The organism is Pseudonocardia sp. P1 (assembly GCF_000178675.2).
In the GTDB taxonomy this organism is placed as follows: domain Bacteria; phylum Actinomycetota; class Actinomycetes; order Mycobacteriales; family Pseudonocardiaceae; genus Pseudonocardia.
Genome location: NZ_ADUJ02000001.1, coordinates 2,056,415 through 2,076,547 on the forward strand (window position 1 = coordinate 2,056,415; position 20,133 = coordinate 2,076,547).

Annotated in this window: 22 protein-coding genes; 10 read left to right on the plus strand and 12 right to left on the minus strand. The window is 72.9% G+C overall.

Annotation, left to right across the window (positions count from 1 at the left end; all coding sequences use genetic code 11):
- Position 1: 1 nt before the first annotated feature.
- From map to ispG, 5 genes are all read right to left on the minus strand, one after another.
- A complete protein-coding gene (gene map / locus PP1_RS09015) occupies positions 2-859 on the minus strand; it encodes a type I methionyl aminopeptidase (RefSeq protein WP_010239864.1) in 858 nt (285 codons plus the stop codon).
- Between the two features lie 30 nt (positions 860-889).
- Complete coding sequence (locus PP1_RS09020) at positions 890-1,267, minus strand: DUF3054 domain-containing protein (RefSeq protein ID WP_033200370.1); 378 nt, start codon at positions 1,265-1,267, stop codon at positions 890-892.
- Between the two features lie 76 nt (positions 1,268-1,343).
- On the minus strand, positions 1,344-3,173 hold the full coding sequence (locus PP1_RS09025; protein WP_010239868.1) for a penicillin-binding transpeptidase domain-containing protein: 1,830 nt from the start codon (positions 3,171-3,173) through the stop codon (positions 1,344-1,346).
- 58 nt (positions 3,174-3,231) lie between these two features.
- Positions 3,232-4,065 (minus strand): GNAT family N-acetyltransferase, encoded by an 834-nt coding sequence (locus PP1_RS09030; RefSeq protein ID WP_029239860.1) that lies wholly within the window; start codon positions 4,063-4,065, stop codon positions 3,232-3,234.
- A gap of 46 nt (positions 4,066-4,111) precedes the next feature.
- Complete coding sequence (ispG, locus tag PP1_RS09035) at positions 4,112-5,269, minus strand: flavodoxin-dependent (E)-4-hydroxy-3-methylbut-2-enyl-diphosphate synthase (RefSeq protein ID WP_010239873.1); 1,158 nt, start codon at positions 5,267-5,269, stop codon at positions 4,112-4,114.
- 157 nt (positions 5,270-5,426) lie between these two features.
- Here ispG and PP1_RS09040 point away from each other — a divergent pair, with 157 nt between their 5' ends.
- A complete protein-coding gene (locus PP1_RS09040; protein ID WP_010239875.1) occupies positions 5,427-5,675 on the plus strand; it encodes a hypothetical protein in 249 nt (82 codons plus the stop codon).
- A gap of 12 nt (positions 5,676-5,687) precedes the next feature.
- Here the strand turns inward: PP1_RS09040 and PP1_RS09045 are convergent, their stop codons facing one another.
- From PP1_RS09045 to dxr, 3 genes are read right to left on the minus strand one after another with little or no spacing between them, the layout of a single operon-like run.
- On the minus strand, positions 5,688-6,176 hold the full coding sequence (locus tag PP1_RS09045) for a phosphatase domain-containing protein (protein ID WP_010239877.1): 489 nt from the start codon (positions 6,174-6,176) through the stop codon (positions 5,688-5,690).
- On the minus strand, positions 6,173-7,495 hold the full coding sequence (locus PP1_RS09050; RefSeq protein WP_029239861.1) for a M50 family metallopeptidase: 1,323 nt from the start codon (positions 7,493-7,495) through the stop codon (positions 6,173-6,175). Before PP1_RS09050 ends, PP1_RS09045 begins: the two co-directional genes overlap by 4 nt.
- Positions 7,492-8,637: a 1-deoxy-D-xylulose-5-phosphate reductoisomerase gene (gene dxr, locus PP1_RS09055; RefSeq protein ID WP_010239881.1), complete on the minus strand. Its 1,146-nt coding sequence runs from the start codon at positions 8,635-8,637 to the stop codon at positions 7,492-7,494. Before dxr ends, PP1_RS09050 begins: the two co-directional genes overlap by 4 nt.
- Before the next feature lie 72 nt (positions 8,638-8,709).
- On the opposite strand from dxr, the gene PP1_RS09060 reads away from it, so the two are divergent.
- From PP1_RS09060 to PP1_RS09070, 3 genes are all read left to right on the plus strand, one after another.
- On the plus strand, positions 8,710-8,970 hold the full coding sequence (locus tag PP1_RS09060) for a DUF2631 domain-containing protein (RefSeq protein ID WP_010239883.1): 261 nt from the start codon (positions 8,710-8,712) through the stop codon (positions 8,968-8,970).
- Between the two features lie 7 nt (positions 8,971-8,977).
- Positions 8,978-9,949 carry a non-homologous end-joining DNA ligase gene (ligD, locus tag PP1_RS09065; protein WP_010239885.1) on the plus strand — a complete coding sequence of 324 codons (972 nt, stop codon included), beginning with the start codon at positions 8,978-8,980 and terminating at the stop codon, positions 9,947-9,949.
- Between the two features lie 122 nt (positions 9,950-10,071).
- Complete coding sequence (locus PP1_RS09070) at positions 10,072-10,257, plus strand: hypothetical protein (protein WP_010239887.1); 186 nt, start codon at positions 10,072-10,074, stop codon at positions 10,255-10,257.
- On the opposite strand, the gene mug is transcribed toward PP1_RS09070, so the two are convergent.
- Positions 10,258-10,818 carry a G/U mismatch-specific DNA glycosylase gene (mug, locus tag PP1_RS09075; protein ID WP_010239889.1) on the minus strand — a complete coding sequence of 187 codons (561 nt, stop codon included), beginning with the start codon at positions 10,816-10,818 and terminating at the stop codon, positions 10,258-10,260.
- 107 nt (positions 10,819-10,925) lie between these two features.
- Between mug and PP1_RS09080 the strand changes: the two genes are divergently transcribed.
- Positions 10,926-11,996, plus strand: coding sequence for an ATP-dependent DNA ligase (locus tag PP1_RS09080; protein ID WP_010239891.1), 1,071 nt, complete (start codon positions 10,926-10,928; stop codon positions 11,994-11,996).
- A 67-nt stretch (positions 11,997-12,063) separates the two neighbouring features.
- Here the strand turns inward: PP1_RS09080 and PP1_RS09085 are convergent, their stop codons facing one another.
- Positions 12,064-13,041: a LacI family DNA-binding transcriptional regulator gene (locus PP1_RS09085; RefSeq protein ID WP_010239893.1), complete on the minus strand. Its 978-nt coding sequence runs from the start codon at positions 13,039-13,041 to the stop codon at positions 12,064-12,066.
- Positions 13,042-13,325: 284 nt separating this feature from the next.
- Between PP1_RS09085 and PP1_RS09090 the strand changes: the two genes are divergently transcribed.
- The 4 genes from PP1_RS09090 to PP1_RS09105 are packed head-to-tail and all read left to right on the plus strand — an operon-like array spanning position 13,326 to position 17,664.
- Positions 13,326-14,681: an ABC transporter substrate-binding protein gene (locus PP1_RS09090; RefSeq protein WP_029239865.1), complete on the plus strand. Its 1,356-nt coding sequence runs from the start codon at positions 13,326-13,328 to the stop codon at positions 14,679-14,681.
- Complete coding sequence (locus PP1_RS09095; protein ID WP_010239898.1) at positions 14,678-15,616, plus strand: carbohydrate ABC transporter permease; 939 nt, start codon at positions 14,678-14,680, stop codon at positions 15,614-15,616. The genes PP1_RS09090 and PP1_RS09095 overlap by 4 nt, the downstream gene beginning before the upstream one ends.
- On the plus strand, positions 15,616-16,488 hold the full coding sequence (locus tag PP1_RS09100) for a carbohydrate ABC transporter permease (protein ID WP_033200371.1): 873 nt from the start codon (positions 15,616-15,618) through the stop codon (positions 16,486-16,488). The genes PP1_RS09095 and PP1_RS09100 overlap by 1 nt, the downstream gene beginning before the upstream one ends.
- Positions 16,489-16,539: 51 nt before the next feature.
- Positions 16,540-17,664 (plus strand): ABC transporter ATP-binding protein, encoded by a 1,125-nt coding sequence (locus PP1_RS09105; RefSeq protein WP_010239902.1) that lies wholly within the window; start codon positions 16,540-16,542, stop codon positions 17,662-17,664.
- Positions 17,665-17,713: 49 nt separating this feature from the next.
- Here PP1_RS09105 and rlmN read toward each other — a convergent pair whose 3' ends face one another.
- Positions 17,714-18,823: a 23S rRNA (adenine(2503)-C(2))-methyltransferase RlmN gene (rlmN, locus tag PP1_RS09110; protein ID WP_010239904.1), complete on the minus strand. Its 1,110-nt coding sequence runs from the start codon at positions 18,821-18,823 to the stop codon at positions 17,714-17,716.
- Between the two features lie 26 nt (positions 18,824-18,849).
- Positions 18,850-19,428, minus strand: a complete 579-nt coding sequence (locus tag PP1_RS09115) for a hypothetical protein (protein ID WP_010239906.1) — start codon at positions 19,426-19,428, stop codon at positions 18,850-18,852.
- Positions 19,429-19,649: 221 nt separating this feature from the next.
- Between PP1_RS09115 and PP1_RS09120 the strand changes: the two genes are divergently transcribed.
- Entirely contained in the window at positions 19,650-20,129 is a 480-nt protein-coding gene (locus PP1_RS09120; protein WP_010239909.1) for a Rieske (2Fe-2S) protein, read from the plus strand.
- Positions 20,130-20,133: the final 4 nt, after the last annotated feature.

A 20,133-nucleotide genomic window follows, 5' to 3' on the forward strand; every position in this document is an offset into this window, starting at 1 on the left:
GTCAGGGCAGCGTCAGGATCTCCGCGCCGTCGTCGGTGACGACGATGGTGTGCTCAAACTGGGCGACCCAGGACTTGTCCTTGGTGACGACGGTCCAGTCGTCGTCCCAGGTGTCGTGGTCGATGCCGCCGAGGGTGATCATCGGCTCGATCGTGAAGGTCATCCCCGGCACGAGTTCGGTGTGCACGTCGGGCTGGTCGTAGTGCAGCACGACCAGGCCCGAGTGGAACTCGTGGGCGATGCCGTGGCCGGTGAAGTCGCGGACGACGCCGTAGCCGAAGCGCTTCGCGTAGGACTCGATCACCCGTCCGACGACGTTGAGCTCCCGCCCCGGGCGGACGGCCTTGATCGACCGCATCGTCGCCTCTCGGGTGCGCTCGACGAGCAGCCGCGGCTCCTCGGCGACGTCACCGGCGAGGAACGTGGCGTTGGTGTCGCCGTGCACACCGTTCACGAAGGCGGTGACGTCGACGTTGAGGATGTCGCCGTCGTCGATCACCGTGCTGTCCGGGATCCCGTGGCAGATGACCTCGTTGAGGCTGGTGCAGCAGGACTTCGGGAAACCGCGGTAGCCCAGCGTCGAGGGGTAGGCGTCGTGGTCGAGCAGGAACTCGTGGACCACGCGGTCGATCTCGTCGGTGGTGATCCCGGGCCGGACCGTCTCGCCGGCCAGCGCGAGCGCCTGCGCGGCGACCTTCCCGGCGTGCCGCATGAGCTCGATCGTCTCGGGCGTCTGGACGTCACCGTTGCGGCTGCGCGCCGGGGCCGGCTTGCCGACGTACTCGGGCCGCGGGATGTGCTTCGGCACCTCGCGGATCGGGGTCTGCGTGCCGGGGACGAGCAACGTGCGGGTGGCCATGTCCTCCATGGTAGGCCTCGGAGCGTGTCCTCAGCCGCGTGACGTCTCCCGCGCCGCCCGCACCCGGACGACGGCCGCCGAGACCCCCCGCCAGCCCAGCAGCAGCACGGCGAGCGCGACCATCGTCACGATCGCGAAGGACAGCGGCAGCCGGCCCAGGAACGCCCAGCGCAGCAGGCACCCCACACCCGCGGTGAGCGCCACCACCACCAGTCCCGCACGGAACGAGACCGGCTCGGCCCGCACCCACGGCGTCGCCCACGCCACCGCCGCCCCGGCCAGGAACGGCAGCGCGGTCCCGGCTAGCCCGACGACGCTGCCCGCCTCGGCATGGCTCGTCCGCCCGATCGCGGCGAACACCACGACCGCAACGACATCGGCGACGACAGCACCCCGACGGGAGAACACGAACCAAGGATAGGCCGTGATCACGGATCGGGAAGCGGGGCGGCCACATGTGACCGCCGGGCTTCCCGATCCGTGATCACCGCGGGACGTTCTGCAGGAACTGGGAGGAGAGCTGGACCGCCGGGCCGGACGAGCCGCCGTCGACGATGAGGGTGGCGAAGGCCAGGTCGCCGCGGTAACCGGTGAACCAGCCGTGCGCGCGGTTGCTGCCGTCCGGCCCGGCGTACTCGGCGGTGCCGGTCTTGCCGAACACCTCGCCCTGCCCGTTCACCGCGGTCGCCGTGCCGGAGGTGACGACCGCCCGCATCATCGGCCGCAGCTGGTCGAGCACCGCACGGTCGGGGGTGCCCGGCGCGACCGTCGCCTCGGAGGGCAGGCCACGGATCAGGCTCGGTGTCACCGGGGCGCCGTGCGCGATCGTCGCCGACACCATCGCCATCCCGAACGGCGACGCCAGCACGTCGCCCTGGCCCATCCCGTCGGACGCCCGCTGCAGGTCGTCGGTGGCCGCGTCGACGGTGCCGGTGATCGTCGTCATGCCGGGGATGTTCCAGTCCGCGCCGAACCCGAGCGCCTTGCCCGCGTTCGGCAGCCCCTCGGCCGGGAGCCCGAGGGCGAGCCGGGTGAAGGTGGTGTTGCACGAGCGGGCGAACGCCTGCTGCAGCGGGACGGTGCCGAGCGCGAACGTGTCCTCGTTCGGGATGGTCCGGCCGTCGATCACGGTGGTTCCCGGGCAGTCGACCGGCGACTGCGGGGTGAGGTTCTCCGCGGGCATCGCCCCGTACGCGGTGATCATCTTGAAGGTGGAGCCCGGGGGGTAGCGGCCGGTCAGGGCGACGGCGCCGTCCCGGTCGGCCGCCGGGTTCTGCGCGACGGCCAGGACCGCGCCGGTCGACGGCCGCACCGCGACGATCATCGCCTGCCGGGACTGCCCGTCGACGGCGGCCTGCGCGGCGTCCTGCACGGTGCGGTCGAGCTCCAGGGTCACCGGCTGCCCGGGCCCCGGCGGGGTGCCGGTCAGCGAACGGGCCGTGGACCCGTCCGCACCGACGGCGTCGACCGACCAGCCGGGCGTCCCGCCCGCGGCCTTGTCGATCTCGGCGCGGGCGCCCTGGATCACCTGGCCCGCGAACCCGGAGTCCGGGGGCAGCAGCCGGGTCGACGGCGCGAACCGTACCCCGGGGAGCTCGTAGATCCGGTCACGGACGCGCTGGTAGTCCGGCTGGCGCAGGACGGCGACCGTGTACGCCTGCCCCTCCGGGGTCCCGTTCGCGCCGGCGGTGATGCTCTGCCGGGTGATCGCGGGGTCGACCCCGCCGAGCGCGGAGCCGAGCGGCCCCGCGGCCTGGGCGACGTTGCGCTTGTCCAGGGTGATCGTGACGACCGGGGTGGGCGCGAGCAGCGTCGCGCCGCTCGCGTCGAGCACCGGAGCCGGATCGGCCGTGACGGTGCGGGCGACCGGGTGCTGCCCGTCGGCCAGGTCCGGCGCGAACGCCGCCGGGGACCAGTCGACCGCCCAGCCGGTGTCGTTCGCGTCCGTCTCCGGGGCGGCGACGAGGGGCAGGTCCAGGGTGTAGTTCCAGGCCCGGCCCTGCCCGAGGTCCCAGTTCACCTCGATCGTCGAGGTGGCCCGCTCCCCCTCGGTGCGGGTGCCGGTGACCCGCGCGGTCATCGCGGTCGCGGACAGGTCGGTGCGGGCGCGCTCGAGGTACGGGCCGGCCGCTGCCGGGTCGGTCGTGTACCCGCCCGCGACGGGCGCGTTGCCGGCCGCCCACGCCTCGGCGTACCGCTCGGCCGTCGTGCCCGCCCCCTCCCAGGGACGCAGCAGCGCCACGACGACGCCGGCCGCCGCCAGGACGGCGATCACGGCAGCGAGGACGACGGGGCGGTTCCGCAGGGAGCGCACGGTCGGTCAGTATGCCCACCCGGAGATCACGTGGAGATGAAGCCCCGGGGCAGCCGGCTCAGAACAGGACCGTCGCGAACCGGGCGACCTGGGTGAACCCCACCCGCCGGTACGCGGCGCGGGCCGGGGTGTTGAAGGCGTTGACGTACAGGCTGGCGCACCGGCCCATCGCGGACAGCGCCACCGCGACCGAGGCGGTGCCGGACGTCCCGAGGCCGTGCCCGCGCCAGGCCGGGTGCACCCAGACGCCCTGGATCTGCCCGACCGTCCGGGACAGCGCACCGACCTCGGCCTTGAACACGACCTCGCCCTCGTGGAACCGGGCGAACGCCCGGCCCGAGGTGATCAGCTCGGCGACCCGGGCGCGGTACCCCGCGCCGCCGTCGCCGTCACGGGGGTCGACGCCGACCTCCTCGGTGAACATCGCGACGGCCGCCGGCAGGTAGCGGTCCAGCTCGGCGATCCGCACCGGGCGCACGTGCGGGTCGGGCGCCACCGCGGGCGGCCCCTGCAGCGCCATCAGTGGCTGGTCGGCGCGGATCTCGCGGGCCGGGCCCCAGCCGGGGGCGAGCTCGTCCCACAGCGGCATGACCAGCTCGGCGCGGCCGACCAGCGACGAGCAGACCCGCCCACCACGCCGCGCGCGGTCGGCGAAGGCGCGGATCGCGGCACGCTCGCCCCGCAGCGGGACCAGGTTGGCCCCGGAGAAGCAGAGCCCGTCGGCCGGCCCGCCGTACGACCACAGCTCACCGCCGAGCCGCCACGGATCCAGGCCCACGGCCTCGACGCGGGCGGCGACCATGCACGAGGCGACCGGATCGGCGTCGAGGGCGTCGTGCACCCCGGAGCGGTGACGATCGTCGAGAAGCCGTGCACCGGCCACCCTCAGCACGTCGGTCATCATGCCACGCGGACGGGACGCCGGCGCAGAGCCATGTTCAGCCGACCGTCACCTGTGGCTCGCCCGTGGCGCCGTCGACCGGCTCGCCCATCTCCTCGGCGATCCGCATGGCCTCCTCGATGAGGGTCTCCACGATCTTGTGCTCCGGCACGGTCTTGATGACCTCGCCCTTCACGAAGATCTGGCCCTTGCCGTTGCCGGAGGCGACGCCGAGGTCGGCCTCGCGGGCCTCGCCCGGACCGTTCACGACGCAGCCCATGACGGCCACCCGCAGCGGGACCTCCATGCCGGTCAGGCCGGCGGTGACCTCGTCGGCGAGGGTGTAGACGTCGACCTGGGCCCGCCCGCAGGACGGGCAGGACACGATCTCCAGCTTGCGCGGGCGCAGGTTCAGCGACTCGAGGATCTGCTGGCCGACCTTGATCTCCTCGACCGGCGGCGCGGACAGCGACACCCGGATCGTGTCGCCGATCCCCTGGCGCAGCAGCGCGCCGAACGCGACCGCGGACTTGATGGTGCCCTGGAACGCCGGGCCGGCCTCGGTGACGCCGAGGTGCAGCGGGTAGTCGCACTGCTCGGCCAGCAGCTCGTAGGCACGGACCATGACGACCGGGTCGTTGTGCTTCACCGAGATCTTGATGTCGTGGAAGTCGTGCTCGGCGAACAGGCTCGCCTCCCACAGCGCGGACTCGGCGAGGGCCTCCGGCGTGGCCTTGCCGTGCTTCTCCATCAGCCGCTTGTCCAGCGAGCCGGCGTTGACGCCGATCCGGATCGGCGTGCCGTGGTCACGCGCCGCGTGCGCGATCTCCTTGACCTGGTCGTCGAACTTGCGGATGTTGCCGGGGTTCACGCGGACCGCGGCGCAGCCCGCCTCGATCGCGGCGAACACGTACTTCGGCTGGAAGTGGATGTCGGCGATCACCGGGATCTGCGACTTCTGCGCGATGGCCGGGAGGGCCTCGGCGTCGTCGGCGGACGGGCACGCGACACGGACGATGTCGCAGCCGGACGCGGTCAGCTCCGCGATCTGCTGCAACGTCGCGTTGACGTCCGAGGTCAGGGTGGTCGTCATCGACTGGACGGAGATCGGGTGGTCGGAGCCGACGCCGACCGGCCCGACCTGCAGCTGCCGGGTCTTCCGGCGCGGGGCCAGGGTCGGCGCGGGCGCGGAGGGCATACCCAGGGAGACGCTCACGACCCCCACTATCCCATCGGCCGTCGCAGCCTGCCGCCCCCGGTGAGGCGACGCACTCCGCGCACCGGACCGCCACCACGCATCCGGGTGTTGCGAAGGGCCCGCGCGACGACCATCGTCCGGGCGGACGACCCGACGACGGCACCGGGAGGCCGGGGTGGACGACCTCGAACGCGAGACACTCGACATCCTGCGGATGGGCCCGGAGACCCTGGACGAGCTGGCCGGGATGTACGCCGCCGCGGACGAGGTCCGCCTGACCGCGCGCGGTGGATCCGTGCGGGCGGGCACCGAGGACGTGGTGCGGCGGCTCGCGGAACGCGGCCTCGTCGCGCAGGCGGGGCCCGCGTCCGGGTGGCAGCTCACCGACACGGGCCGGCGGCTCGCCGGCGAGCGCACCGGGTGAGTCCGGTGTGACTCAGGTGCGGCCCTGGTTCTCCTGCGCGTCCTGCAGCGTCGACGAGTGGGGCAGCCAGGTGGCCAGCTCGATCGGCCAGCCGTCGTCGGCCAGCAGCCGCACCACCGCCGGGTCGTCGTCGAGCATCATCGCGACCTCCCGCTCCTCGGCGAGCAGGCGCAGCACCTCGCGCTTGACGTAGCGGGCGGGCCGCAGGTCGTCGTCGGCGCGCATGAACAACGGGCCCGTCGGCAGGCCGCACCCGGCGAGCCAGCGCTCGGTGAGCCGCCGGTTCCGCTCCGGGCGCCCGGTCAGGTAGACGACGTCGAACTCCTTCTGTGCCTCCCGCAGCCGCTCCGCGCCCTCGTCGAGCAGCGGGTCGGCGTGCGCGGCGGCGAAGAACTTCTCCCAGCGGTGCACGTCGAGGAAGTGCAGCCGGTGCGAGACGTCGGCGAGGACGCCGTCGATGTCGAAGACCGCGAGCGGGCGGTGGTCGTCCCCCTGGGTCACCCGAAGATCCGCACCGGGTTGACGATGTCGGCCACGGCCACCATCAGCGAGAAGCCGATGAAGACCAGCACGAAGACGTAGGCGAACGGCAGGAGCTTCGCCGCGTCGACGGGCCCCGGATCGGGTCTGCCGAGGAGCCGCGCGGTGTTCCGCTTGATCGACTCCCAGATCGCCGGGACGATCTGGCCACCGTCCAGCGGCGGGATCGGCAGCAGGTTGAGCAGGAACAACGACATGTTCACCGCGGCGAGCATGTTGAGGAACAGGCCCACGTCCTGCTGCCAGGGCGCGTCCTCCTGGGCGAGGATCTCGCCGCCGATCCGGGACACGCCGACCACGCCCATCGGGCTGTCCTGGTCACGCTCCTCGCCGAGGAAGGCGGCACCGAACACCGCCGGTACCCGTGCCGGGATCTGGGTGATCGCCTCGGCGGTCCGGGCGATGCCGTCGCCGATCCGCGCGACCGTCTCCCCGGCGGTCATCGGCTGGTAGTTCGTGTCGAGCAGGACGCCCAGGTACCCGGCACTGACGGTGGCGTTCGGGTCGGCCGAGTCGCGGTCGGGCAGCGTGTTCGGGATGACGTCGACCTGGAGCGGGATCTGCTGCCCCGCCCGCTCGACGACGATCGAGGTCGGGCCGGAGGCGGCCCGGATCGCGTCCTGCAGCTGGTCGCCGTCGTCCGGCCCGAATGTCAGGCCGTTCACCGACAGGATGCGGTCGTCGGGATTCACCCCGGCGGCCAGCGCCGGGGCCTGCGGTGCCCCGGCGGGGCACCGGTCCGGAGCGCCGTTCTGCACCGCCGTCACCGGCAGCACGCACTCCTCGAGCGCCGCGATCTGGGTGTTCGGGGTGAGCACCCCGACACCCATCAGCGTCACGAAGAACAGCACCACCGCCAGGATCAGGTTCATGAACGGCCCGGCGAACATGACGACGATCCGCTTCCACGGCGCGCGGGTCCAGAACTGCCGGTCCTCGTCCTGCGGCAGCACGTCCATCTGCGACTGCCGCCGGGCGTCGTCCATCAGGCCCTGGAACGGCCCGGTGCGCCGGCTGCGGCCGAGCCGCCCGGACCCGGGGGCCGGCGGCAGCATCCCGATCATGCGGACGTAGCCGCCGAGCGGGATGGCCTTGATCCCGTACTCGGTCTCGCCCCTCTTCACCGACCAGATCGTCCGGCCGAACCCGACCATGAACTCGGGGACCTTGATCCCGAACCAGCGGGCCGTCGTGAAGTGGCCCAGCTCGTGCCAGGCGATCGACAGGAGCAGCCCGAAGAAGAAGATCGCGATACCGACGATCGTCCAGAGCACGGTCACGACGCCGCCTTCTCCCGCGCGTGGGCGCGGGCCCACTCCTCGGCCGCCAGCACGTCCGCCACGGTAGCGGGGTCACCCGTCCAGGCGTCGGCCGCCTCCAGCACCTCGCCCAGCAGGTCGGTCACGCCCAGGTAGCCGATCCTGCCCTGCACGAACGCCGCCACGAGCTCCTCGTTGGCCGCGTTGAGCACGGCGGGCACGCAGCCGCCGGCGAGACCGGCGGCGCGGGCGAGCCGGACGCCGGGGAACGCGTCGTCGTCGAGGGGCTCGAAGGTCCAGGTCTGCGCCTCGGCGAAGTCACAGGCGGTGGACGCGCCGGGCAGCCGGTCCGGCCACCCCAGCGCGAGCGCGATCGGCAGCCGCATGTCCGGCGGCGACGCCTGGGCGATCGTGGAGCCGTCGGCGAAGGTGACCATCGAGTGCACGATCGACTGCGGGTGCACGGTGACGTCGATCCGGTCGTACGGGGTACCGAACAGCAGGTGCGCCTCGATCACCTCGAGTCCCTTGTTCACCAGTGTCGCCGAGTTGATCGTGATGACCGGGCCCATGTCCCAGGTGGGGTGCTTGAGCGCCTGGTCGAGGGTCACGTCGGCCAGCGAGGCCCGGTCGCGGCCGCGGAACGGCCCGCCGGACGCGGTCAGCACGAGCCGGTCGACCTCCGACGCCCGGCCGCCGCGCAGGCACTGGGCCAGCGCGGAGTGCTCGGAGTCGACCGGCACGATCTGCCCGGGCCCGGCGGCGGCGAGCACCAACGGCCCGCCCGCGACCAGCGACTCCTTGTTCGCCAGCGCCAGCCGGGCTCCCGACTCCAGCGCGGCCAGCGTCGGCCGGAGCCCGCGGGACCCGGTGATGCCGTTGAGCACGATGTCGGCGCCCGCGGCGGCGACGAGCTCGGTCGCGGCGTCCGGCCCGTCGAGCACCTCGACGCCCGGGAGCTGCTCCCGCAGTGCCTCCGCCGCGGCCGGAGACGACACGGCGACCCGCGGCACCCGGTGCTCCCGCGCCTGGGCGGCCAGCGCGGACACGTCCGACCCGCCGGCGGCCAGCCCGGTGACGGCGAACCCGCCGGCCTTCGCGATCACATCGAGGGCCTGGGTGCCGATCGACCCGGTACTGCCCAACACGACGAGTGACTTCATCACCGTCCATCATCCTCGCCCCGCGTGCTGTGCGACGATGGCCCCGCAGTGAGCGGAGCGGGAGGAACCACCGTGGCGAGCAACACACGCGAGGTCGCGATCAGGTCGGGCGTCGACCCCGAGGCGGAGCCGTCGGTCGACTGGGGATGGCACCAGAACTTCACGAAGGGCCTCCCGATCGCCGCGGGCCTCACGGGCGTCGTCCTGCTGCTGTTCCTGATCGGCCACCCGGCCAGCTGGACCGAGATCCTCTACATGGCGATCCCGGCCGTGTTCTGCCTGGTCGGCGCCGTCGTGTACCCGATCTACAAGCGGCGCAGCTGGCGGCACTGAGCAGTACGTGGCCGCCAGCGCGGGTGAGCCGGTCGAGCTGACGATCGGCGACCGCGTCGTGCGGCTGTCCAGCCCGGACCGCGTCTACTTCCCGGCCCGGGGCGAGACCAAGCGGGACCTGGCCGCGTACTACGAGTCCGTGGGCGACGGCATCGTCCGCGCGCTCCGCGACCGGCCCTGCATGCTGCACCGGTTCCCCACCGGCGTCACCGGGGAGAAGGTGCACCAGAAGCGGCTGCCGCGCGGTGCCCCGGACTGGGTCCGCACGGTGCGCGTGCACTTTCCGCGCTTCAACCGCACCGCCGACGAGCTGTGCGTGGGCCACCTCGCCGACGTCGTGTGGGCGGTGCAGATGTCCACCGTCGAGTTCCACCCGTGGAACTCCCGCGCGGCCGACGTCGAGTCCCCCGACGAGTGGCGGATCGACCTCGACCCGATGCCCTCCGCGAGCTGGGGCGACGTGCGGCGGGTCGCCGGGGTCGTGCACGAGGTGCTCGACGAGCTCGGCGCCACCGGTTTCCCGAAGACGTCCGGCGGGTCGGGGCTGCACGTCTACGTCCGGATCCCGCCGGACCACGGGTTCGCCGACGTCCGCCGGGCGGCGCACGCGTTCGCCCGCGAGGTCGGCCGGCGCTGCGACCGGGTCGACCTGTCCTGGTGGCGGAAGGACCGGGACCCGTCGGCGATCTTCGTCGACTACAACCAGAACGCCCGCGACCACACGATCGCCTGCGCCTACTCGGTGCGCGGCACGCCCGACGCGCGGGTGTCGGCCCCGGTCCGCTGGGACGAGATCGACGCCTGCGAGCCCGGCGACTTCACGATCGCCACGATGCCCGCCCGGTACGCCGAGCTGGGCGACCTGCACGCCGGCATCGACGAGGCCGTCTTCGCCATCGACCCGCTGCTGGAGTGGGCAGACCGCGACGCCCGCGACGGCGCCCCTCCCCCGGACCTCCCCGACCTCGACGACGCGTGAGCCCCGGCCCCCTCCGCCGAGATGCGGACCAGCGTCGCCCGGTGATCGGGAACTCGCGCTGAGCCGCATCTCGGCGGAGACGGTCCGGCTCCGGACGACCGGGGCCTGGCAGGATGCCGGACGTGGAGGACGAGTTCCGCAAGCGGCAGCTCAACCGGGTCGGCTACGGCGTCGGCGGCGGGCTCGTCGTCGGCTGCGCGATCTGGACGCTGGGCGGCTCGTGGTGGTGGGTCGTGGTGTTCCTCGCCGTCGGCGTCGCGCTCGGCCTGTTCCTGCGCACGACCACCCCGCCCGGCCCGCAGGACTGATCAGCCGCCCGACACGGCGCGGAGCCGGGCGAACTCGGCGACCATCCCGGCCCGCGACCAGTGCGCGTTGAGCCCGGACGGGTTCGGCAGCACCCAGACCCGCGGGGCGCCGAGGCGGTCGTCCTGCTCCCCCACCGCGGCGTCGCGCCGGCCGAACGCGGTCCGGTAGGCGCCGATCCCGACGACCGCGAGCCAGCGCGGCGCGCGGGCGCCGACCAGGGTGCGCAGGTGCTCGCCACCGGCGACCAGCTCGTCGTCGGTCAGCTCGTCGGCCCGCGCGGTCGCGCGCGGCGCCATGTTGGTGATGCCCAGCCCGAGCCCGGCCAGCTCGCCCTGCTCGGCGGGCGTCAGCAGCCGCGGCGTGAACCCGGACCCGTGCAGCACCGGCCAGAACCGGTTCCCCGGGCGGGCGAAGTGGTGCCCGGTCGCCGCGGAGACCAGGCCCGGGTTGATCCCGCAGAACAGCACCCGCAGCGGCGGGTCACCGGGGCCGGGGAGCACGTCCGGGATCGTCCGGTCCCGGGCACGGTCGAGCTCGTCGCGGCTCGGCAGGCGTCCCACCCGGCCAGTATCCCGGCGGGCGATCAGTTCCGGGCGGCCGGCAGGTCCATCCCCCCGACGGGCGAGCCGGGATGCCCGCACCGCCGCCCGAGAGGAGACTCCCCGCCGTGGACCTGCCCGTGATGCCCCCGGTGAAGCCGATGCTCGCCAAGCCCGCGTCGTCGATCCCCGACGGCCGGCTGTACGAGCCCAAGTGGGACGGCTTCCGCTCGATCGTCTTCCGGGACGGCGACGACGTCGAGATCGGCTCCCGCAACGAGCGGCCGATGACGCGCTACTTCCCCGAGGTCGTCGAGGCGGTGCGGGCGAACTTCCCGGACCGCGCGGTGATCGACGGCGAGATCGTCGTCGCGGACCCGGCGAACAACCGCCTCGACTTCGAGGCGCTCCAGCAGCGGATCCATCCCGCCGCGAGCCGGGTGACGCTCCTGTCGACCGAGACGCCCGCGTCGTTCGTGGCGTTCGACCTGCTCGCGCTCGGCGCCGACGACCTGACCGGGCTGCCGTTCGCCGAGCGTCGCGACCTGCTGGAGTCCGCGCTCGCCGACGCCGCCCCGCCGGTGCACCTCACCCCCGTCACCGACGACACCGGCACCGCCCGGCGCTGGTTCGACCGGTTCGAGGGCGCCGGGCTCGACGGCCTGATCGCGAAGGACCCGGCGGGGACCTACCAGCCGGACAAGCGCGTCATGACCAAGATCAAGCACGAACGGACCGCGGACTGCGTCGTCGCCGGGTACCGGGTCCACAAGTCCGGGCCGGACGCCGTCGGGTCGCTGCTGCTCGGTCTGCACGACGAGCGCGGGGTGCTGGTGTCGGTCGGTGTCGTCGGCGCGTTCCCGATGGCACGCAGACGGGAGCTGATGACCGAGCTCCAGCCGCTGGTCACCGGCTTCGACGAGCACCCGTGGGCCTGGGCGAAGCAGCTCGAGGGCGAGCGCACCCCGCGCAAGTCCGAGACGAGCCGCTGGAACGCCGGCAAGGACCTCTCGTTCGTGCCGCTGCGCCCGGAGCGGGTCGTGGAGGTGCGCTACGACTACATGGAGGGCGCCCGGTTCCGGCACACCACCCAGTTCGTGCGGTGGCGCCCGGACCGCGCCCCGGAGTCGTGCACCTACGAACAGCTGGACCGGCCGGTCGGGTTCGACCTGGCCGAGGTCCTCGCGGGCCGCGGCTGAGCCGCAGGACGCTCCGGGAGGACCGATCGGCGCCGGCGCGGTAGCGTCCGGCACCGCGTCTTGATCATCAACGGCAGCCGCAGGAGTCCCGGTGCACGAAGGTCGTGGGGAGCCGCACCGACCGCGGCTCGGCGTCCGCGTCGGCCATGCGCCGCAGCAACAGCCGCACCGCCTCCCGGCCGATCTCGGCGAACGGCTGCGCGACGACGGTGAGGCGCGGGCTGAACGCGTCGGCCCAGGGAAAGTCGTCGAACGCGGCCAGGGCGATGTCCCCGGGGACTGCCAGGCCGACGTCGTGCGCGGCCTGGACCGCACCGATGGTCATGGCGTTGTTACCGGTGATCAGCGCGCCGGGCCGGTCGGGGGCCGACAGGAGCGAGCGGACGGCGCTGCGGGCCGGCTCGGCCTCCGAGTGTCCTTCCAGGACGAGCCCGTAGTCGAGCCCGGCGCGGCGCAGTCCCAGCCGGTAGCCCTCGAGCCGCTCGACGGTCGTCGCGAGACCGGCCTGACCGGCGACGAACCCGATCCGGGTGTGCCCGGCCGCGGCCAGGTGATGGACCAGCCCGGCCACCGGCTCGACGTTCTCGGCGCCGACCTCGTCGTAGCCGCCACCGAGCATCCGGTCGACCAGGACGACCGGCACCTCCTGTTCGGACAGTGCCTCCAGCGTCCCCGACGAGTCCGCCGACGGCGCGAGCAGCAGCCCGTCGACACGGCTGCGCAGGCGGGCGACGGCCGTCGCCTCCGTGCCGGGGTCGTCGTGCGGGTCGGTGAGCAGCAGCGTGTACCCGGCGGCGGCCGCCTCGTCCTCGACGCCGTGCAGCAGCTCGCCGAGGTACGGGTTGGAGATCGCGGACAGGGCGAGCGCCACGGTGCGGGTGCGGGCGGTCGCGAGCGAGCGGGCTGCCGCGTTGGGCGAGTAGCTGACCTCGGCCATGGCGGCGAGCACCTGACGGCGGGTGTGCTCGCGCACCGGCCGGGTGCCGTTGAGCACATGGGAGACGGTCGCGGTGGACACCCCGGCGAGCCGGGCGACCTCGGCCATGGTCGCGATCGTGCACCTCCCTGTCACGGAACGAGCACAGAGTACAGGCAAGCGGTTGCGCAAGCGGTTACGCCGCGCATATCGTACACGCATCCACCGGTCGGGCGTGCGTCAGATCACACCGATCAGGCCATTCTCGACGACGAGGGGTGCTCGTGAACAGACGGCTGCACCGATCGGGACCCGGCGGCCCACCCGCCGTTCCGGGTCCGCCGGCGCACACCGCGACCGGAGGGCCGGGCGGACCGCGTTCGCGCCGCCGCCGCTCCGCCGTCCTCACCTCGGTGCTCGCCGTGGTCGCGCTGGTCCTGTCCGGCTGCGCGGGAGCGGGGACGCTGGGTCTGCCCGAGGGCGCCCGGATCGTGACGATCGCGATCGTGTCCAACCCGCAGATGGAGGACGCGATCGAGCTCAGCCCGCGCTTCGAGGCGGAGAACCCGGACATCAAGCTCCGGTTCGTCAGCCTGTCGGAGAACGAGGCGCGCGCGAAGATCACCGCATCGGTCGCGACCGGCGGCGACGAGTTCGACGCGGTGATGATCTCGAACTACGAGACCCCGCAGTGGGCCCGCAACGGCTGGCTGACCGACCTCGACCCGCTGATGGCGCAGACGCCGGGCTACGACCGCGAGGACTTCACCCCGAGCATCCGCAACGCCCTGTCCGGTCCGGACGGCCACATGTACTCGGTCCCGTTCTACGGCGAGTCGGCGTTCCTGATGTATCGCAAGGACCTCTTCGAGCAGGCCGGGCTGACGATGCCGGCGAAGCCGACCTGGGAGCAGGTCGCGGGGTTCGCCGACCGGCTGACCGACCGCTCGCAGGGCCGCGGCGGGATCTGTCTGCGCGGCAAGCCCGGCTGGGGCGAGGTCATGGCCCCGCTCGACGCGATGATCAACTCCTGGGGTGGTCGCTGGTACGACCCGCAGTGGAACGCCCAGCTGAACTCCCCCGAGGTCCGCGAGGCCGCCAACTTCTACGTCGACCTGGTCCGCCGGGACGGGCAGGCCGGCGCCGCCGGGTCCGGCTTCTCCGAGTGCGGCAACCAGTTCAGCCAGGGCAACACCGCGATGTGGTTCGACGCCACGGTCGCCGCCGGCCTGCTGGAGAACCCGGAGGAGTCCAACGTCGTCGGGAAGGTCGGGTACGCCCCGGCCCCCACCGGCCCGGGCGGACTGCCGTCCAGCTGGCTCTACTCCTGGGCGCTGGCGATCCCGAAGACCACCGCCGACAAGGGCCCCGAGCAGGTCGACGCGACCTGGCGCTTCCTGTCCTGGATGACCTCGAAGCCCTACCAGCGGATGGTCGGCGAGGAGCTCGGCTGGACCTCGGTCCCGCCCGGTGCCCGCCAGTCCACCTACGAGATCCCGGAGTACGTCGAGTCGTCGAAGGCGTACGGCCCGCAGACCCGGGCGGCGATCAACGCCGCGAACCAGGACCGTCCCACCCGGGACCCGGTCCCCTACACCGGGCTGCAGTTCGTCGGGATCCCCGAGTTCCAGGACCTCGGCACCCGGGTCAGCCAGCAGATCTCGGCGGCCGTCGCAGGGCAGCAGAGCACCGACGAGGCCCTCGAGCAGGCCCAGCAGTACGCCCAGACCGTCGGTGAGGGCTACCAGCAGTCCGGGGAGGACCAGTGACCGCCACGGCCGAACGCGTCGAGGAGACGCGGACGCGACCGGCCTCCGGGCCGGGGTCGCGCAAGGACGGCTGGATCCGCCGGGCGCCGCTGCTGCCCGCGCTGATCTTCACGATCATCGTCACGCAGCTGCCGTTCCTGATCACCATCTGGTACTCGCTGCAGTCCTGGAACCTGGTCCGCCCCGGCAGTCAGCGCTTCGTCGGGCTGGAGAACTACGGGACGGTGTTCACCGACTCGCAGTTCCGGGGCGTCGCGCTGAACTCGGTGCTCCTGACGCTCGGCTCGGTCGCGATCGCGATGATCCTGGGCCTGGCGATCGCGCTGCTGCTGAACCGGGCGTTCGTCGGCCGCGGCATCGTCCGGACCCTGATCATCACGCCGTTCCTCATCACCCCGGTGGCCGGCGCGCTGCTCTGGAAGACGGTGCTGTTCGACCCGACCTACGGCCTGGTCAACTTCGTGCTCGGCCCGTTCGGCGCCGGCCAGACGGACTGGGTGTCGACGTTCCCGCGGACCGCGGTGATCATCGCGCTGGTCTGGCAGTGGACGCCGTTCATGATGCTGCTGATCCTCGCCGGGCTCGGCTCGCAGCCGCCGGAGGTCCTGGAGGCCGCCCGGATGGACGGCGCCACCGGCTTCGCCGTGTTCCGCGAGGTGACGCTGCCGCACCTGCGCCGCTTCATCGAGCTGGGCGTGGTGCTCGGGGCGATCTACCTGGTCAACACGTTCGACACGATCTACATGATGACCCAGGGCGGGCCCGGCACGGCGTCGGCGAACCTGCCCTTCTACATCTACCAGCGGGCGTTCCTGGGCTTCGACATCGGCGAGTCCGCCGCGATGGGCGTGGTCACCGTGGTCGCGACGATCATCATCGCCACCCTGGCCCTGCGCCTGATCTTCCGCAGCTTCTCCGCCGCCGAGGAGGCGTGATGACCGCCGTCGCCGACAAGACCACCTCGGCACCGCCGACGAGCCCGGCCCGCCCGGGGAAGGGCCGGGGCACCGGTGCGCTGCTGACGGTGCTGGCCTGGATCGTCGGCATCGGGTTCTTCTTCCCGGTGCTGTGGATGGTCATGACCGCGTTCAAGACCGAGGCGCAGGCCTACACGGTCCCGCCGACGGTCTTCTTCGCCCCGACGCTGGACAACTTCGCCGAGGTCTTCTCCGGCGGGGTCGGCCCGTACCTGCTGAACTCCGTGTTCGCGACCGTCGTGTCCACGCTGCTGGTCCTCGTGCTCGGCACCCCGGCCGCGTTCGCGCTGTCGCTGCGCCCGGTGAAGAAGACACAGGACGTCCTGTTCTTCTTCATCTCGACGAAGATGCTGCCGGTCGTCGCCGCGATCGTGCCGATCTACGTCGTCGTGAACTACATGGGCGCGCTCGACAACATCTGGACCCTGATCGTGCTCTACACCGCGATGAACCTGCCGATCGCGGTCTGGATGATGCGGTCGTTCTTCCTGGAGGTCCCGAAGGAGCTCCTGGAGGCGGCGAGCATGGACGGCGCCTCGCTGTGGCGCTCGCTGCGCGAGGTCGTCCTGCCGATCATCTCCCCCGGCATGGCGGCGACCGCGCTGATCTGCATGATCTTCGCCTGGAACGAGTTCTTCTTCGCGGTGAACCTCACCGCGTCGCGGGCGGCGACCGTGCCGGTCTACCTGGTCGGGTTCATCACCTCCGAGGGCCTGTACTTCGCCAGCCTCTGTGCCGCCGCGACCGTGGCGGCGCTGCCCGTCGTCATCGCCGGCTGGATCGCCCAGAACAAGCTGGTCCAGGGCCTGTCCTTCGGCGCCGTCAAGTGAGCCGCCGCATGAGCCGCCGGCACGTGATCACCATCGAGAAGGAGGCCCGCCGTGGCTGACGTCGTGTTCGACCAGGCGAGCCGGATCTACACCCCGGGTTCCAAGCCCGCGGTCGACCGGCTGGACCTGACCATCGAGGACGGCGAGTTCGTCGTCCTGGTCGGGCCGTCGGGTTCCGGGAAGTCGACGGCGCTGCGCATGCTCGCCGGACTCGAGGACATCGACGGCGGCTCCATCCGCATCGACGGCGAGAACATGGTCGGCGTGCCCTCGCGCGACCGCGACATCGCGATGGTCTTCCAGAACTACGCGCTCTACCCGAACAAGTCGGTCGGCGAGAACATGGCGTTCCCGCTGAAGATGGCCGGGGTGGAGAAGTCGGCCCGTGCGCAGAAGGTCAAGGAGGCCGCCGAGATCCTCGGGCTGACCGACTACCTCGACCGCAGGCCCAAGGCGCTGTCCGGTGGTCAGCGCCAGCGGGTCGCGATGGGCCGGGCGATCGTCCGGGAGCCGCGCGTGTTCCTCATGGACGAGCCGCTGTCGAACCTCGACGCCAAGATGCGGGTCTCGACCCGTACCGAGATCGCCTCGCTGCAGCGGCGCCTCGGCGTCACCACCGTCTACGTCACCCACGACCAGGTCGAGGCCATGACGATGGGCGACCGGGTCGCGCTGCTCGCCGACGGCAAGCTCCAGCAGTTCGCCACCCCGGCCGACCTGTACGACCGGCCGCAGAACGCGTTCGTCGCCGGGTTCATCGGCTCCCCCGCCATGAACCTGTTCACCGTGCCGGTGACCGAGCGCGGCGTGACGCTGGCGGGCCACGAGGTCGCGCTGCCGCAGGACGTCCGCTCCACCATCGGCGCCCAGCAGCTCACCCGGGTCACCGTCGGGATCCGGCCCGAGCAGTGGACGGTGTCGTCCAACGGCCACGAGGGCATCCCGGCCCGGGTCGACGTCGTCGAGGAGCTCGGCTCGGACGCGTTCCTCTACGGGGTGCTCGCCGAGTCCTCCGGGGACCTGTCGGACACGGCGTCGCTGACCGGGCCGAGCGAGGGCACCGTCGTCGTCCGGACCGGGGGACGCTCGGGTGCCCGCCGCGGGGACCGGGTGACGCTGACGCCGTCGTCCGAGGGTCTGCACCTGTTCCACCCGGAGTCCGGCGACCGGCTCTGAGCGCGGCGCACCGTTCCCACCGCGCCCCGGCCGGGCCGGTGGGAACGGGTCAGCCGGGGTGCGACGCGGCCAGCTGGCCGCAGGCGGCGTCGATCTCCTGGCCGCGGGTGTCCCGGACCGTGCACGCGACGCCGGTGGCGCGCACCCGGCGCACGAACTCCTCCTCGACGGGCTTCGGCGAGGCGTCCCACTCGCTGCCCGGGGTCGGGTTCAGCGGGATCAGGTTGACGTGCACCCGGGACGTGCCGATGTGCTGCCGCAGCACCTTCCCGAGCATGTCGGCCCGCCACGGCTGGTCGTTCACGTCGCGGATCAGCGCGTACTCGATCGACACCCGGCGTCCGGTCGTCGTGGCGTAGCGGCGGCCGGCGTCGAGGACCTCGGACACCTTCCAGCGGTTGTTGACCGGGACGAGGGTGTCGCGCAGCTCGTCGTCCGGGCAGTGCAGGGAGATCGCGAGCGTCACCGGGACGCCCTCCTCGCGCAGCCGGTCGATCGCCGGCACCAGCCCGACGGTGGACACGGTGACGCCCCGCGCGGAGATGCCGAAGCCGTCGGGCGCGGGCGAGGTGATCCGGCGGACCGCGGCGACGACCCGCTTGTAGTTCGCCAGCGGCTCGCCCATCCCCATGAAGACGACGTTCGAGAGCCGGGCCGGCTCGTCCAGCGCGCCGTCCCGGGCCGCCGCGGCGGCGCGGCGCACCTGGTCGACGATCTCACCCGTCGACAGGTTGCGCTGCAGCCCGCCCTGGCCGGTGGCGCAGAACGGGCAGGCCATCCCGCAGCCGGCCTGGCTGGAGATGCAGACCGTCGCCCGGTCCGGGTAGCGCATCAGGACCGACTCGGCGAGGACACCGTCGTGCCCGCGCCAGAGGGTCTTGCGGGTCGCGCCGTCGTCGCACGCCTTCTCGGTGAGCGGCGTGACGAGCGGCGGGAGCAGGGCGGCCAGGCGCTGCCGCGCGTCGGCGCCCAGGTCCGACATCTCCTCGACGTCGGCGGTGAGCCGCCCGAAGTAGTGCCGGGCGAGCTGGTCGAGCCGGAACTTCGGCAGGCCGAGCTCCGCCGCGACGGCGGCGCGGTCGGCCGGGTCGACGTCGGCGAGGTGGCGGGGCGGCGTGCCGCGGCGGGGTGCGTCGAAGACGAGCGGGAGGCTGGACATGGCACCCACCAGTGTGCCAGCCGCGCTCAGCGGACCCCGGGCAGGCGCACGTTGTAGCGGCGGGACAGGTCCGTGAGGATCCCCAGCCGGCGCAGCGCGGCCACCCACAGCACGATCCCGGCGCCAAGCCCGATCACCGCCTGGGACGAGCCCGTCCCCTGCCCCTCGTAGGTCAGCGCCAGGAACGCACCGAACGCCGCGATCAGCAGGACCAGCCCACCGGTCGCGACCAGGCTGCGCTCCTCCAGCACCGACGACGCCTGGATCAGCAGCACCCCGACCAGCGCGGCGGACAACGCCGTCGCGAGCTCCCCGTAGCCGACCAGGGCGAGGATCGACGGCAGCAGCACGATCCCGGCGACGCCGACGACGATCAGCCGCTGCATCCGCCGCTTGCGCTCCGGGTGCAGCGTCACCGCCAGCGCGGAGTTCCGGCGCCGGACGAACCACAGGTACGCGGCCAGGAACACCCCGAGTGCGACGAGCACGGTGCCGAACCCGCTCGCGAGACCGCCCGCACCGACCGTCCAGGCCAGCAGGCCCAGCGCGATCTCCAGGCTCGGCGCGGGCACACCGAGCGAGGGTTGGCGCATCGTGTACGGCATGGGTCCACGGTAGCGAGACCGCTCGCCCGTCCGCCGCCACTCCCCCGGTCCGGTGAGCGTCGGTCCACGCCCGCCGGGCGGCCCCGAAACGGACATCGTGGGACGCTGGTCGCAGCCGTCCGGGAGCGCCCGGCGGCGCCGGGAGGCACGGACCCCGAACTCCGCGCCTGCCGCACCACCACACGCGCCGGACCCGGTCCGGCCCCTGCCCGAGGAGCACCATGACCCTCCCCGACCGCATCCCCACCTCGGACGCCCCGCCGCCGTCGCGCGGCCCGGAGGTCGGCCGTCGCGTCGTGTTCGCCGGAGCCGGCGTCGCCGCGATCGGCGCGGTCGCCGCCTGCGGTGGCGGCACGACCACCACCGACGACGACGGCGGGCAGCAGGAGGCGGGCGACGCCCCGCAGGGCGCCCCCGGCACCACCCTCGGGCCGTCGTCCGAGGTGCCGGTCGGGAGCGGGAAGATCTACTCCGACGAGCAGGTCGTCGTCACCCAGCCGCAGCCGGGGCAGTTCACCGGCCTCTCCGCGATCTGCCCGCACCAGGGCTGCGCGGTCTCCACCGTCACCGACGGCCAGATCGTGTGCCCGTGCCACGACAGCCGGTTCGGCCTCGACGGCAGCGTCCAGAAGGGCCCGGCCCAGCAGCCGCTGCAGCAGCGGCCGGTCACCGTCGCCGACGGGTCCGTCACGCTCGCCTGATCCG